Raw genomic sequence first — 17,891 nt, 5'->3', positions numbered from 1 at the left:
TCGACAAGGCCCACATCAGCACCATCACCGGCATCACGGCCGCCAACAAGGTCTACGATGGCACAACGGCCGCCACGCTGAACAGCGGCGGCGCCGCCTTCACAGGCAAGATCGGTAGCGACGTTTTAAGCGTCGCCACCGCTAGCGGCGCCTTCGCCAACAAGACGGCGGCGAACGGCAAAACGGTGGCCATCACCGGCCTGAGCCTGGGCGGCGACGATGCGGGCAACTATGTGCTGGACTCGAACACCGCCAGCACCACAGCCAACATCGACAAGGCCCACATCAGCACCATCACCGGCATCACGGCCGCCAACAAGGTCTATGACGGCACAACGGCCGCCACGCTGAACAGCGGTGGCGCCGCCTTCACAGGCAAGATCGGTAGCGACGTTTTGAGCGTTGCCACCGCCAGCGGCGCCTTCGCCAACAAGACGGCCGCAAACGGCAAAACGGTGGCCATCACCGGCCTGAGCCTGGGCGGCAGCGATGCCGAGAACTATCTGCTGGGCAGCAACACGGCCAGCACCAGCGCGACGATCGAGAAGGCGCCCATCAGCGCCATCACCGGCATCACCGCTGCCAACAAGGTCGAAGACGGCACGACGCTGGCAAGCCTGAACCTGCTACAAGCCGGTTTTGTCGGCCAAATCGCGGGCGACCAGTTGAGCCTCACGCAAGCGCAAGGTGAGTTTGACAATGCCCAAGCCGGGCTAGGCAAGGTGGTCACGATCACCGCCATGACACTCGGCGGGGCCGATGCCGCTAACTACCAAGCGCTAACCATTGCCGCCAGCACGAAAGCAAACATCACGGCCTTGCCCGTCGCGCCCGTGCCGCCGGCCCCGCCGGTTGCGCCGCCCGCTCCGGCGCAGCCTCCAAGCGGGGTGGGATTGACCCTTCCTGCTGCTGCACCAGCACCGACTGCTGGACCTAGTCCCGCGCCGGCGCCTTCGGCTCCTGTCAGCCCCGAGTCAAGCGCCGTGCCGCTCGGAAACGGGGCCGGTGGCGCGACCACCTCCCCCGCGAACGAGACAGGCTCCGCAAGCGACGCCACGAAAGATGCCGCTGCGACTGCGGCCGCTGCCGCCGCCGCTGCTGCCGTCAAAGCCGCCGCAGAGGCCAGCGCAGACGCAGCCGCAGCAGAAGCCGCAAAGGCCGCAACACCGACAAACACCACCGCCTCAACGGCTGCAAGTTCCGACTTGGCGGGGAATTCAGCCGGTTCACCCGGCATCGCCGTGACAGTAACGCGTAGTCCGGACGCTGCCCAGTCCGGCATCGTCAGCGTCCTGGTGCCGCGCAGCACGGCCACCGCCGGTAGCGGCTTCAAATTCATGCTGCCGGAAGCTCTGTTTAACGCGGCCGATACCAGTGGCGCCACCCCGAGCGCCACCACCTTGAGCGGCGGCGCGCTACCGGCCTGGCTACGTATTGATGCCAGCACTCGCAGCTTTGTTGCCAGCGCGGTACCTGACGGCGCACTCCCTTACCAGCTACGGGTCACGATCGGCGGGCAGAGCACCATCATCGTGATCGCGGAACGGGCCGATTGACGGATCAAAATGTCCTGACGGTTTTGCTCCGCGAATTCGTTGATCGGCAGTTGCGAGTGACGCAGCAGGCTTTCTCCCAATGAGACGATCAATGGCCGGCGTCGGCAGCAGCGGTCGTTTGCTCGCTGCAATCGAAGGGCAGCTGCCAGCCATCTAGCGTCGGGCTTACTCGCGCGATGGGCGACAGCTTTGGGCACTAAGCTGACCTCCGGTCTCAGCGGATATCTGGCCCAGCCCAGTTCATTCGCGTTCAGCTGCGATGCGCAGCAAACGCCCAAGTGCGGCGCTGGCATCAGCTGGGGGAAGATGGGGCTCTAAACTGCCGGGCTGGGCCGCAAGGCCGTCTTGCTTTTATTGAAGAGTCCAATCGTTTTGATGCAGAAGTCCTCCCCTGTCGCTGAAATTTCGAATCCTCACTCCGAGACCGCCAAGGCTGCCGAGGCCATTCAGGTAGGCAATGCCTATCGCTCGGTGCTCAAGTCCTTGCTCCTCGGCGGCTTGGCGGCCGTGTTGGCCTGGCTGTTCTTGGAGGTCAGCGGTGAAGTCATCGAAGGCGGCACGCGCAGCCTCGATGTGGCGCTGTTGCACGCCGCCCAGCGCCTGCGTGCCGAGCATGCGAGCTTGGGCAGCGTGATGCGTGATTTGAGCGGTGTCGGCAGCACTCTGGTGCTGAGCTTGCTGACCATCATGGCTGTGCTCTACCTGCTGCTGCTCGGGCGCGGCTTGCAAGCCTATTTGCTCGCGGCTTCAGTGATCAGCGGTTCTTTGGCGGTCTTCGTGATGAAGACGGCGTTCGGCCGTTCGCGGCCCGATCCGGCATTCGCCGATATGGTGGCCTCGGGCTTGAGCTTCCCCAGCGGCCACGCCAGCATTTCGGCGCTGGTGTTCTTGAGCCTGGGTGCCCTGTTGGCCAGTGGCCGCGCCCGATTGGCGGAGCGTGCCTTCATCCTCTTTGCTGCGGCCCTGATGGCGGTGCTGATCGGCCTGAGCCGAATCGCGCTCGGGGTGCACTGGGCCTCCGATGTGGTCGGCGGCTGGGCTTTTGGCGCGGCCTGGGCCGTGTTGTTTGTCTTGTTGGCGCGCAAGCTGGCCCGGCGCGTCTGAAGCTCAGTGCTCGGCTTCAGAGCGCCAGCAAGGCGGCGCTTTCGCAGACTTGGGCGTACTCGCCTTGCAGATTGGCCAAGGCCACGCGGTGCAGGTCTTCGGCGCTGCGCGGACGGCCATCGAGGTCGGGCCGATCAAAGCAGTAGCAGGCATCGGCCACCATGTGGCAGCTGAAGCCCAAGCAGCCGGCGCTGCGCACCGTGGCCTCGACCGACATATTCGTGCCAACGCCGCAAAACACCAGCTCGCGGATGCCGCGCTGGTGCAGCCAATGCTCCAGGCCGCTGTTGGCAAAGGCGTCGGTGACATGCTTGTCCAGCACATGCTCGTGGGCCAGTGGCGCGAGTCGATCTTGAAACTCGGCGCCAGTCTGGCCGGGCTAAAACGGCGAGCCGACCGAGCGCGACAAGTGCCGCACATGCACCACCGGCCGCCCCGCAGCGCGCCAGGCGTCCAAGAGCTCAGCGACGCGATCTTGCGCCTCGGGGTTGTTGCGCGGGCCTGCCGTGGCCATGCCTTTTTGCATGTCGATGATGATGAGAGCGGGGGACGAAGTAGTAGTCATGTGCGGGGCTGGGCCTGGGCCTTGGGCGGCTCAGGCCCAGATGCGCTGGGCTTGCGAGTTTGGGTCCCGCCTTACTTCCACTCCGCCGTTTGCAAGAGCGGGTCATTGCCTTGAACAAAGACCTCGGCGACCTTTTTGCCGATGCTGCCGGGCGAGGCCAGAACAGCGGTGCCGCAAGCGCCGGTGGCGCTCTTCAGAATGCTCCACAGCATGGCGCCATCGCGCGGATTGCGGTTGGGATGCTGGCTCTTCAGCACCGCATTGCTGTAACGCTCCACCGAGTAAGGCAGGTTCAGCGTGGCGCCATACTGCGTCTTCAAATTGCGCGAGCCGGTGCACTGGGCGTCGGCGTCATTGGCGACCAAATTGCCGCCGGCCCACCCTTCGGGCGCGGGTTCGAAGCCGATGGACACAATGGTCTTGGAGGGGAACAGGCCGCGGTAATCGTTCCAGGCGGTCACGCCGTCGTAGTTCTCGAAGCGGGCGTCGTACGACATCACATTGACCATGTCCAGGCTCTGCGCCACGGCGGGGTAGAGCGCTGCCAGCTGGCGCTCGCGGCCGGCATTGCCGCCCCAGTACGACAGGCGCCCCGAGCACGCGGCTTGGGCGCTGGTCGCGGCGGTGCAGTCCGCGCCAGTGGACCAGCCGGCGGCGCTGAGGATGCGGCCATTGCCGGCCAGATCCACCGCCCGGCGCATGGCCTTGGTGGCATTGGCGTACTGGTCCACATTGGCGTCGAGTTCATAGTCAACGTCCAGGCCATCGATATTCAAGTCGCGCATGATTTGGGCCAGCGCATTGATGATGGGCCCCTGGCCGGCCACGCCCTCGGCGGCCAAAGCCGTCCAATTGCCATAGGTGGCGCCGCCCACCGCCAATATCACCTTGATATTGCGTTTGTGCAGCACATCAATGGCCGCTTTGATATCCGAAGGTCGGCCGTTGAAATTGATGCCCGTGCCTGACCAGGTATTGCTGCTGAGACCGGCCCAGCTGAAACTCGGGTCGGCAAAAGACAGCATCACATGGGTGTAATTGGCCGGAATGCGTGCCAGTTTGCTGAGTTTGTAAACCTCGGCGGCAGTTTTGCCGGTGGCGTCAAACCAGTTATCGCTCCAGGAAGGGTAATAACCGACATAAACCCGGCCAGTGGAATTGGCGCTGAGGGCCTCTGGCGGCAGGGCGCCGCTGGGTGCGGGCGCTGGGGCGGGTGCCGGTGAAGGCGCGGGGGCAGGAGCCGGTGCCGGCGAAGGTGCTGGAGAAGGGGCTGGCGAAGGCGCCGGTGCCGTGCCAGAGCAAGCGCCCAGCGCCGTCCAAGGCTTGCCGCTGCCGGCCGGGCCGCTGGCGGTGAGGGGATTGTCCCCGCGGGTCCACCACTTGGCGCTGTAGCTTTGGCCGTTCACGCTGGCCTTCTGGCCGCCCAGATAGACCTGATTGGCGTCCCAGGGCAAGTCGCAAGTGCCGCCTCCGGTGGCGGGCGGCGCCGGGGCGGGACTTGGGGCCGGAGCGGGCGCAGGCGCGGGGCTGGGTGCCGGGGTGCTGCCGCTGACCGGTGCCCACAAGCTGGTGTTGGTGGGGTTCCAGCCGGTGCTGGTGTAGTCCACCTGATTCACCAGTGCGCGGTATTCCTTGTTTTGGTAAGTCACCACCGTGCCGGCGGCATAAAAGGTATCGGGCTTCCATTCCGGGCTGGCTGCAAAAGCCGATTGAACCAGCAGGGCCAAGGACAAAGCAGTGAGTTTTTTCATGATGGGTGATCGAGTTGCGTTGGAATACCGGGGCAGATTTATTTCTTCTTTTCTGCCGGGTTTGAGCCCCTGACGCGCGGTTTCTTTTTTTGACTGCGGCACCGCACTTGAGCGTGAATGTGCCGCAGCCAAGCTCCAGCCATCAAACGGTATTACCAATTCCAGTCCAATTCTTACAACTGGAGAGGGCTGTTGATATTTGCTTACTTATGCCCATCAAGCCGCCGCAGGGCCGGCCGTGGCGAAGGCAGGCCAGTGCATGACCACCCAGGTCCGGCCGCGCATGAGTAATGCCCCGGAGTCCGCCGCCCGGCAAGCTCAATACACTGCTGCAGCACAACTTGGATGAAAAAACTTATGAGCTTTTTGACTCAATGGCGCGAGGTCAGCGCTTCGCAGGGCCGCGCTGTCGCTCCCGATGAACGCCTGCCCTGGCCGCAAACCCTGGCCATGGGCTTGCAGCATGTGATCGCCATGTTTGGCGCCACCGTCTTGGCGCCGCTGCTGATGGGCTTTGACCCGAATGTGGCGATTTTGATGAGCGGCATTGGCACGCTGATCTTCTTCTTCATGGTGGGCGGCCGGGTGCCCAGCTATCTGGGCTCGAGCTTTGCCTTCATCGGCGTGGTGATCGCTGCCACCGGCTATGGTGGTAGTGGCGCTAACGCGAATATCGGTGTGGCGCTGGGCGGCATCATCATTTGTGGTGCGCTTTACTTCCTGGTGGGTGCCTTGGTCAGTGCGGTCGGCACCGCCTGGATTGAGCGTTTGATGCCGCCGGTGGTGACCGGTGCGGTGGTCGCGGTGATCGGCCTGAATCTTGCCGCCATCCCCATCAAGAATATGGCGCCCACGGGTTTTGATGCCTGGATGCAAGGCCTCACCTTCGTCAGCGTGGCCCTGGTCGCCGTTTACTCGCGCGGCATGGCGCAGCGTTTGTTGATCTTGCTGGGTCTCTTGCTGGCCAGCCTGGTCTATGCCTTGCTGACCAATGGTCTGGGTTTGGGCAAGCCGATTGACCTCAGCGCCGTGGCCTCGGCGGCTTGGTTTGGCCTGCCGCGCTTTGCCGCGCCGGTGTTCGAGGCCAATGCCATTCTGCTGATCGCTCCGGTGGTCTTGATCTTGGTGGCCGAGAATCTGGGCCACATCAAGGCCGTCAGCGCGATGACAGGGCAGGATCTGGACCGCTATATGGGCCGTGCCTTCATGGGCGATGGCGTGGCCACCATGGTCAGCGGTGCCGCAGGGGGCACTGGCGTCACCACCTATGCCGAGAACATCGGCGTGATGGCGGCGACGCGCATCTACTCGACGGCCATTTTTGTCGTGGCTGCCGTGCTGGCTGTGCTGCTGGGCTTCAGCCCCAAGTTCGGCGCGCTGATCCAGGCCATTCCGCTGGCGGTGATGGGCGGCGTCAGCATCGTGGTGTTCGGCCTGATCGCGGTGGCCGGGGCCAAGATCTGGGTGGACAACAAGGTCGACTTTTCCGACAGCCGCAATCTGATGGTGGTGGCCATCAGCCTGATTTTGGGCACCGGCGACTACACGCTCAAATTTGGCGGTATGTCGCTAGGCGGCATCGGCACCGCGACCTTCGGTGCCATCTTGCTTTATGCCCTGTTGTCCTTGGGTGGCAAGAAGGCGGCGTCGGTGGCCAAGTCCAGCCACTGAGTCGGCGGTTCAGGGGCTCACGCAGCAGCGGTTGCGCCCCTGGGCCTTGGCTTGGTAGAGCGCCTGGTCGGCGCGTTTGCACAATTGCTCGGCCGACTCGCCCTGCCGGGCCAGGGCCAGGCCCACCGAGAAGGTGTAGCCGCGCTCGGCGTGCTCGGGCAGCGGGCGTGAGACGGCAACCAAGTCCTTCAGGCGATTCAGAATGGCCAGCGCTTGCGGGGTGTCCACCTCTTGCATCACCAGCATGAACTCTTCGCCGCCGACGCGTCCGCAGCCATCACCGCGACGGCTGCTTTGTTGCAGCTTCAGGGCAAAGTCGCGGATCACGGCATCGCCGGCGTCATGACCGAGGCTGTCATTGATGCACTTGAAATGATCAAGATCCAGCACGGCCAGCGCCACGGACGGGCCGTTCTGCTGAAAGCTGGCCACCTGCTGGTCCAGCTGCTGCAAGAGGTGGCGCCGATTGCTGATACCGGTCAAGGGGTCGGTCAGGGCCGCGCGCAAGGCCTTGTCGCGCTCCTGCCGGAGGGCGCGGTCATCGGTCTTCAGTGAGGTGATGTCGTTGGCGCAGCACAGCATCCAGCCATTGGCATGGGTGGTCTCGCTCATCCAGATCCAGCGGCCGTCTTGCAGATCGGCTTCAAAAGCGCGGAAGGGCTGCTTGCCCCGGCGTGAAGCGGCGCTGGCCAGCCAGGCTTCTTGATCGCTTGAAGACACCACATTGCCGCGCTGCTGGGCCAGGTTGGCGCGCATCATGTCAATCCAGCGGGTGTGGCCGTCCGGGCGGGTGTGGAAAGTCTGGCAGAAAGCCTCGTTGGCGAAGCACAGCACATCGTTCGGATCGAACAGCGCCACCGGCTGCGGGCTGTCGGCATGCAGCGCCATCAACTGCAGCGCCAAGGCTTCGGGGGTCGGGAGTGCCATGCGTGACCTAGCTTCAAGAAAGGCGGCTGGACAAAGCGGCGAAATGTGAATTCCTTACAAGCCCATCGTAGCCCGAGCGGCGCCTCAAATGTCGAGCTGCCGAAAGCTCACCTCCGACCCAGGCGTGGCATTCAGCCGCTCTTGGTCGCTTCTTGAGCCGCCAGCTTGCGCAGAAAGCGGGCCATATGCGGGTCGCTGCGCTCGAGCGGCACCTCGTCAAAGGCGAACCAGCGCACCGCGTGGAACTCGTCTCGGTCGAAGTGCAGCGCCTGATCGCGGCTGGCCTGCACCACATACCAAAGCGACACATCGGTGTGGCCGGCCGTCAGGCCCACGGTGTCGTTGCGGGTGATCATCAGCGGCGCGCCGATCGGGTGCGGCGGCGCGAAGCCGAGTTCTTCGATCAGCTCGCGAGCCACCGTCTCGCGCGGGTGTTCGTCCGGCTCCACATGGCCGCCCGAGGGCAGCCAGAGCTGCGCGTTCTTGTGGTCCACCAAGAGCAGGTGTCCCGGCGCCACCACCGCAAAGTAAGACACCAAATGCATGGGCGGCGTGGCCGGCTTGGCCAAGCGCGCCAACTCGGCGCCCGAGTCCACCCAGACCAAGGCCTCTTGGCGCTGCTGGGCTTCGAGCGCGTCCAGCGCTTCAATGCTCTCGATCTCGGCGCGTATCGCCGCTCTGACATTCGTCGGCATGGCTCACAGCCCCATTTTCAAAGGCAGGGGCGCGCCGCTCTTGACGCAGCGGATGGCGAAGTTGCTGGTGATGTCTTGCACCATGGGCAGGGCCTGCAGGCGGCGCACGATGTGCTCGTAGCTGCTCAACTCGTTCACCACCACCTCCAGCAGATAGTCGTGCGCGCCCGACACCACATGGCAGGCCACCACCTCGGCCATGGCCTCCATGGCGGCCTCGAACTGCTGCACCGCATCTTCGCGGTGGTGCATCAGCCGCACATTGACGAAGACCGTGGTCGCCAGCTGCACCGCCTTGCGATCCAGCACCGCGCGGTAGCCGGCGATAAAGCCTTCGTCTTCCAGGCGCTTGAGCCGGCGCGCGCAGGGGCTTTGCGACAAGGCCACGCGCTCGGCCAGTTCGGCAATGCTCAGGCGGCCGTCGCGCTGCAGCAGTTCCAGCAATTGGAGGTCGATGCGGTCCATGGGTAGGTTTGGGTGATTTCCATCAATTTTCAGAATCATAGAGCTTGAAATCGCTCAATTTCAGGGCTGACTGACGTGAATAGGGCCGAATTCGCCTGTGTCTGCGCCGGAAAATTTCGCTCCATGCCGCACGCTGTCTGGGCGGCATTTGCCTTTTGATTTCGAGCGCCCCATGTCCAGCCCTGTCGTCCCTTCGGTTTCCCTTGCTGCTTCATCCTCAGCCTCCGCAGCGCCTCAGGCAAGCCAGGGCGCGGCTTTTGGGCGGCACGAGCTGCTGGGTTGGGCCGCCTTGGCCTTGACGCTGTGCATCTGGGCGGCCTTCTTCATCTCCTTGCGCGCCGGTGCGCGTGCGGCCTTGCCGCCGGCCGAGCTGGCCTTTTTGCGCTTTGCGCCGGCCGGGCTTTTGTTGGCACCCTTGTTTTGGCACCGGCGTGAGCGCTTTGCGGCCGTGCCGGTCAAGCTCTGGGTCTTGATCGTGGCCGGAGCCGGTCTGCCCTACTTCCTGGTGGCCGGTTGGGGCATGCGCCATGCGCCGGTGTCCGATGGGGCCACGCTGATCCCCGGCACCTTGCCGCTGTTCACTGCACTGCTGGCGGCGGCCTTGCATGGGCGCGCGGCACTGTCCCGCTGGCCGGCCTTGCTGTGCATTGCCGCCGGCATTGCGACGATGCTGGCCATGAAGGCGGGTCATGCCGAACTGGCGCAGGGTTACGCCATGTTCCTGCTGGGCAGCCTGATGTGGTCGGCCTACACCTTGGCCTTGCGTGAGGCCAAGCTGGCGCCCATCGAAGCAGCGGCCATGATCTCGAGCGTCTCCCTGCTCTTGCTCCTGCCTTTGTTGCTCTGGCAAATCGGCCAAGGCGGCTTGGGCAGCCTCGCTTTGCCCAGCCTCTCGCGTGAGCAGTTGCTGCTGCAACTGGGTATTCAAGGCCTGGGTGTGGGCCTGATCTCCACCATGAGCTACAGCTTGGCCGTGACCCGTTTGGGGGCGCAGCGCACGGCCACCGCGGGCGCCTTGACGCCGGTGTTGGCCACACTGTTGGCCGTGCCCTTGTTTGGCGAGCGGCCGGACGGCGCCACCCTCATCGGCATGCTGCTGATTGCGGCGGGGGTGTTGTGGAGCCAGCGCGCCCGCTGAACCAAGCGGCCAGCGCCGCTGCCGTCAGCAGGCCCGGCCAGATGGCTGCTTGCACCGTGGCCCAGCCATAGCGCTCAAACACCCAGCCTGCCAACAAAGCGCAGCTGGCCGCCACGCTGGCGGTGATGAACTCATTGGCGGCTTGAGCGCGGGCGCGGTCGGCCGGGCTGTCGGCCGCGAGGCCTTGTGTCAGCAGCGTGCTGGCGCCGACAAACATGCAATGCCAGGCCGCGCCATTGAGCATCAAGGCCAGGCCGAAATGCGGCAGGCTCAGCCCGCTCAAGGCCAAGAGGCTGCCGGCGCCAAACAAGGCCGCACCCAGCCACAGCACCCGCAGCACACCCCAGCGCGCAATCAGGCGGCCGCTGAAAAAGCCCGGCGCAAACATGGCCAGCAAATGCCACTGGATCACCGAGGCCGCCTGGTCCACGCCCAGGCCGCAGCCCAGCACGGCCAAGGGCGCGGAGGTCATCACAAACATCATCAAGCCGGCGGCCAAGGCGCTGTGGCCGGCGGCGGTGATGAAGACCGGTCGTCGCAGGAGCTGGTGTAGTGGCGTCTTGTCGTGGGTGTCTGCAGCTTGAGCGCCCACTGGCGTGGCGGCTTGGCCTAAGCCCAGTCGGCTGAGCACCAGCGCCGACAACAAAGCCAGCCCCGCCAAGACCAAGTAAGAGCCGGCAAAGCTGTGGCGCGGCACCGCCTCGCGTGCCCAGGCCGCCAGCGTGGGCCCGATCAGCGCGGCCAAGACGCCGCCGCTGATGACCCAGGCAATCGCACGCGCCTTGTGCTCGGCCGGTGCCGCCTCATTGGCGGCGAAGCGGTAGTACTGGGCGCTGGCGGCGAACAGGCCCAGGCCCATATTGGCCAGGCAAAAGAGCAGAAAGTCATTGCGCACAATCGCCCAGGCTGCCAAGGCCCCGCCCAGTGCACCGGCCGCGCTGCCCATCATGAAAACACGGCGCCGCCCCCAGCGCAGCATCAGCAGCGAGACCGGAATGGTGCTGAAGGCCGTGGCCAGCGTCACCAGCGCATAGGGCAGGGTGGCGAGCGCGCGACTCGGCGCCAGCATCGCGCCGACCAGGCCGGTCAAGGTGAGGCCAATGGCCGAGCCGCACACAAAGAGCGCTTGGCTGAGGACCAATAGGCGGACGGTGAACAAGGGGTTTGGTGATTTCATGTCGCAGAGCTTATGCTGAGCACGTATGGCTGAATTGACACAATGACCGCAAAAGCTGCCAAAGCTAGACAGAGAGGCTCCGATGCCGAGCCGACCAAGACCATCGTGCTGGTGGTCTACGAGGGCTGCCAGTCGCTCGACGTCACCGGCCCCTGGGAGGTCTTCAGCAAGGCCAACACCTATTGCCAAGAGGCAGGCCGCCCGGCGCCCTATCGCCTGCTGCTGGCCTCACCTGAAGGCGGGCCCATCACCAGCAACTCGGGCCTGCAGCTGGGGCCCACGACGGCGCTGGCGGCGGTACGCGGCGTCATCGACACCGTCTTGGTGGTGGGCGGCAATGACGATGTGCTGGAGCAGCCCGGCTCGGTGCCCAAAGTCGTGCCCTGGTTGCAGCGGCGCGTGGGCCAGGTGCGGCGCATGGGCAGCGTTTGCACCGGGGCCTTTGCCTTGGCGGCGGCGGGGCTCTTGGATGGCCGCCGCGCCACCACGCATTGGCAGTATTGCGAGCGGCTGGCGGCGCTCTACCCCCAGGTGATGTTGGAGCCCGACGCCATCTTTGTGGCCGACCCGCCGCTCTACAGCTCGGCCGGCATCACGGCGGCGATTGATCTGTCGCTGGCGCTGGTGGAGGCCGATCTGGGCCAGGCCCTGGCCTTGCAGGTGGCGCGCAATCTGGTGCTGTTCTTGCGCCGCCCTGGCGGGCAGTCGCAGTATTCGGCTGGCCTGCAGGCGCAGACCCAGGCCAGCCGGGCTGAGCAGGCCGGCCAGGGCGGCAGCAGCAGCGAGCGCCGCCTGGCCGCGCTGCTGCTATGGATGGTGGAGCACCCAGCCCAAGACCTCAGCGTGGCCACCCTGGCCGAGCGCGCGCACATGAGCGAGCGCCATTTCGCCCGCTTGTTCCAGAGCGAGACCGGCCAGACGCCGGCCCGCTTTGTTGAAGCTCTGCGCCTGGATCGCGCCAAGTCCTATCTCGAGCAAAACGCCTGGCCTCTGGAGCGGGTGGCGCAGCGCGCCGGCTTTGGTTCGGTGGACAGCTTGCAGCGCAGCCTGAAGCGCCATGCCGGCATCACGCCGCAGCAGTATCGGCAGCGCTTTTCAAGCCCGAAGGGCTGAACCGCGGGTTTTCACTGGGTCAAACCCCGGGGGTGGCTTTCGTCATACCCCGGCTTCCTTGCCAGAATGCGGCAGCCCTTGCCGCACATCACTTGCAGCGCAAATCTGGCCGGGTGTTTCCAGTCAGGCTGAGGCGAAGACAACAGGACGAATTTGATGACTTTCAAAAAGACAATGGCCCACAAGGCCGTGGCTCTGGCCGCTTTGACTTTGTTCGCGCTGAGTTCAGCGCAGGCCCAAACCGCGCCGACCTACCCGGTCACCGCCAAGGTTGAGCAGACCGACATTTACCACGGCACCGTGGTGGCCGACCCCTACCGCTGGCTGGAAGACGACAACAGTGCGCAGACCAAGGCCTGGGTCAAGTCGCAGAACCTGGTCACCGATGCCTTCCTGGAAGCGATGCCGCAGCGCATGCCGGTGCGCAAGCTCTACACCGAGCTGTTCAATTTTGAGAAGTTCGGCATTCCCTTCAAGGAAGGCGGCCGCTATTTCTGGACCCGCAACAACGGCCTGCAACAGCAAGCGGTGCTCTATACCGCCAAGTCGCTGAAGGCCGAGCCCACCGTGGCGCTGGACCCCAACACGCTGAGCAAGGACGGCACCGCCGCTTTGGGTGGTTATGCTGCTTCGCGCGATGGCAAGCTGCTGGCCTATGGCGTGGCCGCCGCTGGCTCCGACTGGCAGACCTGGAAGGTGCGTGACTTGAGCACCGGCAAAGACCTGGCCGACAAGTTGGAATGGGTGAAGTTCTCCGGCGCCTCCTGGACGCCCGACGGCAAGGGCTTCTTCTACTCGCGCTACGACGCGCCTGCCGAGGGCGCAGCGCTGACCGGCGCCAACTACTACCAAAAGCTCTACTACCACCGCCTGGGCACGCCGCAATCGGCCGATCAACTGGTGGCCAGCAATCCGAATGAAAAAGAATGGGGCTTTGGTGCCGAGGTGTCGGACGACGGCAAGGCCGTGTTCATCACCGTCTGGAAGGGCGGCGAGAAGAACGGCTTGATGCTGCTGCCCCTGGTCAAGGGTGCTTTTGTGGGCGGCGAGCCCAAGCCCATCAGCCTGGCGTTCGACGCGAGTTATGTGCCGGTGGCCTTGCAAGGCAACAGCCTGATCGTCAAGACCGACAAAGACGCCCCGCGCGGCCGTTTGATCGCCATCGATCTGAAGGCCTCTGGCAAGCAGCCCTGGAAAACCGTGGTGGCCGAAGGGCAAGACGCCATGACCAGCGCCTCGGTGGTGGGCGGCCGGTTGTTGCTGAGCTATCTGCGCGATGCCTCGACCGTGGTGCGGGTTCACGCGCTCAATGGCCGTGAACTCAGCGAAGTCAAGCTGCCGGGCGTGGGCACGGCCAGTGGCTTCGCCGGCCGCGCGTCCGACAAGGAAACCTTCTTCAACTACACCAGCCTGACCGCGCCCAGCTCGATCTATCGCTTTGACGTGGCGAGCAACAAGGTCGAGCTGTTCAAGCGCCCGCAAACGGCATTTGATGCCGATCAGTTCGTGACCGAACGCGCCTTTGTCACCAGCAAGGACGGCACCCGCTTCCCGGTCTTCATTGCCCACAAAAAGGGCCTGAAGCTGGACGGCAGCAACCCGACCCTGCTGTACGGCTATGGCGGCTTCAACCAGCCGATGACACCGGGTTACGGCATCACGGCTGCCACCTGGATGAAGATGGGCGGCGTCTATGTGCTGGCCTCGATCCGCGGCGGCGGCGAGTACGGCTCGGCCTGGCATGAGGCCGGCACCAAGCTGAAGAAGCAAAACGTGTTCGACGACTTCATCGCCGCCGGCGAATGGCTGATCGCCAACAAGTACACCCAGCCGTCCAAACTGGCCATCAACGGCGGCTCCAACGGCGGCTTGCTGGTCGGTGCGGTGGTCAATCAGCGCCCCGAGTTGTTTGGTGCCGCCGTGCCCCAAGTCGGCGTGATGGACATGCTGCGTTACCAGAAATTCACCATCGGTTGGGCCTGGGAGCCCGATTACGGCTCCAGCGACAAGCCCGATGAATTCAAGGCTTTGCTGGCTTACTCGCCGCTGCACACCATCAAGTCGGGTGTCAACTACCCGGCCATCATGGTGACCACCGGCGACCACGATGACCGCGTGGTGCCGGCGCACAGCTTCAAGTACGCCGCGGCCTTGCAGGCGGCCGACACCGGCCCGGCACCCAAGCTGATCCGCATCGAGACGCAAGCGGGTCACGGCGCCGGCAAGCCCACCTCCAAGATCATCGAGGAGCGCGCCGACATGCTGGCCTTCATCGCCAACACCTTCAAGATGCCGGCTCCCTGAGTTTTCTGCTGCGCGGCCGCCATGCGTCGTTGGAGGGATGCTCGGAATCCTCACGTACAGGAAGTACGTTCCGGTTCCTGCGCCCCCCTCCGCCTAGCCTGACGGCCGCTCGCGACGAAAACCAAGCGCTGTATTGGTCCGTTTCTTTTGTCCTGAGTCCCCTGTACTTTTCTCAACGAGGTGCCCATGCGCAAACTCTCTTTGTTCACCCTGGCTGCGGGCCTGGCCCTGTCGCTGGCCGCGCAAGCGGCCGATCAGTGGCAATTGCCGGTTAGCAGCAAGAAGCTCGCCAACGGCCTGACCGTGGTGGTGTCTGAGGATCACAGCTCGCCGACCGTGGGCGTGAGCGTGGTCTACAAAGTGGGCATGCGCCTGGAACCCAAGAACCGCACCGGCTTTGCGCATTTGTTTGAACACCTGATGTTCCAGGGCACGCCCAAGGCACCCAAGGGCGTGTTCGACAAGGTCATTACCGGCGGTGGCGGCAATAACAACGGCTCCACCCGCCCGGACTTCACCAATTACATCGAGACCGCCCCGGTCTCGGCGCTCGAACCCATCCTGTGGCTGGAAGCCGACCGCATGAAGACGCTGGACTTCAACGCTGCCACGCTGAAGAACCAGCAAGACGTGGTGAAGGAAGAGATCCGCGTCAATGTGCAGAACCAGCCCTATGGCGGCTTCATGTGGATCGACATCGGCGGCCTGGCCTTTGAGAAGTGGGAGAACAACCACGACGGCTATGGCAGCTTCAAGGATCTGGAGAACGCCAGCCTGGACGATGTGCGCGCCTTCCACCGCGACTACTACGGCCCCAACAATGCGGTGCTGTCGATTGCCGGGGACATCAAGCCGGCCCAGGCTTTTGCGCTGGCCGAGAAGTACTTTGCTGCCATCCCCAAGCGCCCCACACCGGCGCCCAGCGACTTCCGTGAGGGCCTGAACACCGCCGAGAAACGCCTGCAGCAAAGCGACAAGCTGGCCCAGGTGCCGGCCATTGCCGCCGCTTGGAAGATGCCCGATCGCGGTAGCAAAGACCAGCCCGGCATGGCCGTTTTGGGCGAGCTGCTGGCCGGCGGCGATGCTTCGCGCTTTTATCAAGGCCTGATCAAGGGCCGCGAGCTGGCGCTCAATGTCGATTCGCTCTACGGCTTGACCAGCATCTGGGAATACGACGGCCCGACCATCTTCACCGTCTTTGCGCTCTACAAGCCCACCACCACGGCTGATGCGCTGCTGGCCGCCATGGACGAAGAAATCGCCAAGGTGGTGAAGGACGGCGTCGACGAAGCCACGCTCAAACGCGTCAAGACTCGCTTGCTGGCCGATTGGTACAACGGCCTGGAAAGCTTCTTGAACCGCGCCGACACCTTGGCCAAGCTGCAAGCCCTGTGGGGCGACGCCAAGGTGGTGAACCAGATCCCCGGCTGGATTGAAGCCGTCACCTCGGCCGATGTGCAGCGCGTGGCCAAGACCTATCTGACCGTGGCGAACCGCTCGGTGATCGACCGCAAGCCGGTGGCCATGTTGGCTGCTCCTGCAACTGCCGACGCCGCCACCAAGCCTTGAACGCGAGGGAGACCTTCACCATGATGATCCATCACAAGCTGAACACCATCGCTCTTGCTGCCTGTGTTGCTGCCTTGCTGGCTTTGCCGCTGGGCGCTTTTGCTGCCGAAGCGATCAAGATGCCCGCCGAGCTTCCCAAGTACGGGCAAGACAAGCCCATCCAGGTGCCACAGATCAGCAAAAAGACGCTGGCCAATGGCCTGGAGGTCTGGGTGCTGCCGCGCCAGGGCCTGCCGCGCGTGGACTATGTCCTGGCGATACGGGGCGCCGGCTTCGGCGCCGATGCGGCCAACGCCCCCGGTCAGGCCAAGCTCTTGGCTGGCCTTTTGAACGAAGGCACGGCCCAGCGCGACTCGCGCGCCATTGCCGAGGCCGCCCAGGGCATGGGCGGGGGTGTCGCCGCCACGGCGGCTAACGACGGCATCACGCTGACCGCCTATGCGCTCAAATCGCATGCCCAGCGCATGACCCAGCTGCTGGCCGAGGTGGCGCGCCACCCCGCCTTCCCCGAGGGCGAGGTCGCGCTGGCCAAGGCCAACGCCTTGCAGGCGCTCAAGGTGGCCAGTGCACAGCCCGGCTTTCGAGCCGGCAAGGCGCTGAGCGCGGCCATCTACGGCGATCACCCATACGGCCGTAGCCAGGAAACCGCCGAGTCCATCGAAGCCACCACCGCCGCCGCCCTGCGCGCGGAGCATGCCAAGCGCTTCCGTCCCGACCGTGCGCTGCTGGTCATCACCGGCCGCGTCTCGGCGGACGAGGGCCTGAAGATGGCGCAAGCCGCCTTTGGTGACTGGGTGGCCAGCGGCCCGGCGCCAGCCGAGATCGCCGCTTCGCCGGTGACCGCCAAGCCCCAGCATGTCTTGCTGGAGCGCGAAGGCAGCGTGCAATCCACCGTGCGCCTGGGCCGCCCGGGCGCGCCCGCCAATGGCGCCGACCAAGTGGCGCTGCGCCTGACCAGCACCATCCTGGGCAGCGGTTTCTCCAGCCGGGTGAACCAGAACCTGCGCGAGGAAAAGGGCTACACCTATGGCGCCAGCGCCGGTGCGCGCTCCTACCGGGTCGGCGGCGCCATCACCGGCGGTGCCGATGTGCGCAATGAAGTCACCGGCGCAGCCTTGCACGAGTTCATCAAGGAATACCGCCGCATCGGCACCGAGTTGGTACCGGCCGAGGAACTGCAAATGACCAAGCGCTATGTGGCCGGCAGCTATCTGCTGACCACCCAGCTGCAAGGCGCAGTGGCGCAGACCCTGGCCAGCAACTGGCTGGTCGGCCTGCCCGCCGAGTACCTGGGCCAGTATGTGCCGCTGATCCAAAAGGTCACGGCCGAGCAGGTGCGCGAGATCGGCAAGACCTACTTCTCGCCCGAAAGCCAGTCGCTGATCGTGGTGGGTGACAAGGGCGTGGCCGAGCAGCTGAAGGAATTTGGCGAGTTCAAGGTGAGCCGCTGAGTTTTCCGCAGCCGACCTGGGCAGTTGCTGTGTGCCCAGGTCGGCGGCGCTGAGCAAGGAACTGGCGCCCGCTTCGCCACCACCTGAAGCCGCAGGGGCTGGTCTCAGGTATCAAGTCCTTGGCTTCCGCCTCTTGCCATGATGCGATGTCAGCCGCCCGGCTCCAAACTCAGAGATAAGGTCGTGAACTGACGGCATCATCAGCGCCTGTTGTTCGCTTGCAGGGGCCGCGCGAACCGGGTAGCGTGTTTGTAACAGGCGCGGCTTTTCGCGTGAATTTTAATACTGTATGAAAAAACAGTTCATCTGCGAAAAAAGTCAGTGCCAACAAGCACTTAGCTCCTCATTGATGCAGGCGGTTATTACGACGTCAGCTTTGATAAGCGGCGCTCCATGCCGCTATAC

The 17,891-nt window shown here is 64.6% G+C and carries 13 protein-coding genes and 1 pseudogene; 8 read left to right on the top strand and 6 right to left on the bottom strand.

The window, feature by feature from the left end; all coding sequences use genetic code 11:
- A partial coding sequence (locus tag ACOVRJ_RS15740; RefSeq protein ID WP_422044777.1) for a YDG domain-containing protein occupies window positions 1-1,556 on the top strand: 1,556 nt, incomplete at its 5' end.
- 375 nt (window positions 1,557-1,931) lie between these two features.
- Window positions 1,932-2,660 (top strand): phosphatase PAP2 family protein, encoded by a 729-nt coding sequence (locus tag ACOVRJ_RS15735; protein ID WP_422044776.1) that lies wholly within the window; start codon window positions 1,932-1,934, stop codon window positions 2,658-2,660.
- A 16-nt stretch (window positions 2,661-2,676) separates the two neighbouring features.
- Here the strand turns inward: ACOVRJ_RS15735 and ACOVRJ_RS15730 are convergent.
- Window positions 2,677-3,225, bottom strand: a pseudogene (locus ACOVRJ_RS15730) (cysteine hydrolase family protein).
- Window positions 3,226-3,296: 71 nt separating this feature from the next.
- Complete coding sequence (locus ACOVRJ_RS15725) at window positions 3,297-4,976, bottom strand: glycosyl hydrolase family 18 protein (RefSeq protein ID WP_422044775.1); 1,680 nt, start codon at window positions 4,974-4,976, stop codon at window positions 3,297-3,299.
- 357 nt (window positions 4,977-5,333) lie between these two features.
- Here ACOVRJ_RS15725 and ACOVRJ_RS15720 point away from each other — a divergent pair, with 357 nt between their 5' ends.
- A complete protein-coding gene (locus ACOVRJ_RS15720; protein WP_422044774.1) occupies window positions 5,334-6,647 on the top strand; it encodes a solute carrier family 23 protein in 1,314 nt (437 codons plus the stop codon).
- Between the two features lie 9 nt (window positions 6,648-6,656).
- Here ACOVRJ_RS15720 and ACOVRJ_RS15715 read toward each other — a convergent pair whose 3' ends face one another.
- From ACOVRJ_RS15715 to ACOVRJ_RS15705, 3 genes are all read right to left on the bottom strand, one after another.
- A complete protein-coding gene (locus ACOVRJ_RS15715) occupies window positions 6,657-7,574 on the bottom strand; it encodes a diguanylate cyclase (protein ID WP_422044773.1) in 918 nt (305 codons plus the stop codon).
- Between the two features lie 131 nt (window positions 7,575-7,705).
- A complete protein-coding gene (locus ACOVRJ_RS15710) occupies window positions 7,706-8,269 on the bottom strand; it encodes an NUDIX domain-containing protein (RefSeq protein WP_422044772.1) in 564 nt (187 codons plus the stop codon).
- Between the two features lie 3 nt (window positions 8,270-8,272).
- Complete coding sequence (locus tag ACOVRJ_RS15705; RefSeq protein ID WP_263539587.1) at window positions 8,273-8,734, bottom strand: Lrp/AsnC family transcriptional regulator; 462 nt, start codon at window positions 8,732-8,734, stop codon at window positions 8,273-8,275.
- Between the two features lie 172 nt (window positions 8,735-8,906).
- Between ACOVRJ_RS15705 and ACOVRJ_RS15700 the strand changes: the two genes are divergently transcribed.
- Complete coding sequence (locus ACOVRJ_RS15700; protein WP_422044771.1) at window positions 8,907-9,872, top strand: DMT family transporter; 966 nt, start codon at window positions 8,907-8,909, stop codon at window positions 9,870-9,872.
- Here ACOVRJ_RS15700 and ACOVRJ_RS15695 read toward each other — a convergent pair.
- Complete coding sequence (locus ACOVRJ_RS15695) at window positions 9,817-11,049, bottom strand: MFS transporter (RefSeq protein WP_422044770.1); 1,233 nt, start codon at window positions 11,047-11,049, stop codon at window positions 9,817-9,819. The genes ACOVRJ_RS15700 and ACOVRJ_RS15695 overlap by 56 nt on opposite strands.
- A gap of 42 nt (window positions 11,050-11,091) precedes the next feature.
- On the opposite strand from ACOVRJ_RS15695, the gene ACOVRJ_RS15690 reads away from it, so the two are divergent.
- From ACOVRJ_RS15690 to ACOVRJ_RS15675, 4 genes are all read left to right on the top strand, one after another.
- Window positions 11,092-12,162 (top strand): GlxA family transcriptional regulator, encoded by a 1,071-nt coding sequence (locus ACOVRJ_RS15690; protein ID WP_422044769.1) that lies wholly within the window; start codon window positions 11,092-11,094, stop codon window positions 12,160-12,162.
- A 156-nt stretch (window positions 12,163-12,318) separates the two neighbouring features.
- Complete coding sequence (locus tag ACOVRJ_RS15685; protein WP_422044768.1) at window positions 12,319-14,466, top strand: prolyl oligopeptidase family serine peptidase; 2,148 nt, start codon at window positions 12,319-12,321, stop codon at window positions 14,464-14,466.
- 186 nt (window positions 14,467-14,652) lie between these two features.
- Window positions 14,653-16,035 (top strand): M16 family metallopeptidase, encoded by a 1,383-nt coding sequence (locus ACOVRJ_RS15680; RefSeq protein WP_422044767.1) that lies wholly within the window; start codon window positions 14,653-14,655, stop codon window positions 16,033-16,035.
- 20 nt (window positions 16,036-16,055) lie between these two features.
- Window positions 16,056-17,486 carry a M16 family metallopeptidase gene (locus ACOVRJ_RS15675; protein ID WP_422044766.1) on the top strand — a complete coding sequence of 477 codons (1,431 nt, stop codon included), beginning with the start codon at window positions 16,056-16,058 and terminating at the stop codon, window positions 17,484-17,486.
- Window positions 17,487-17,891 lie beyond the last annotated feature (405 nt).

Source organism: Roseateles sp., assembly GCF_049240545.1.
GTDB lineage: Bacteria > Pseudomonadota > Gammaproteobacteria > Burkholderiales > Burkholderiaceae_C > Paucibacter_A.
This window is presented reverse-complemented; position numbering and strand designations above follow the sequence as displayed.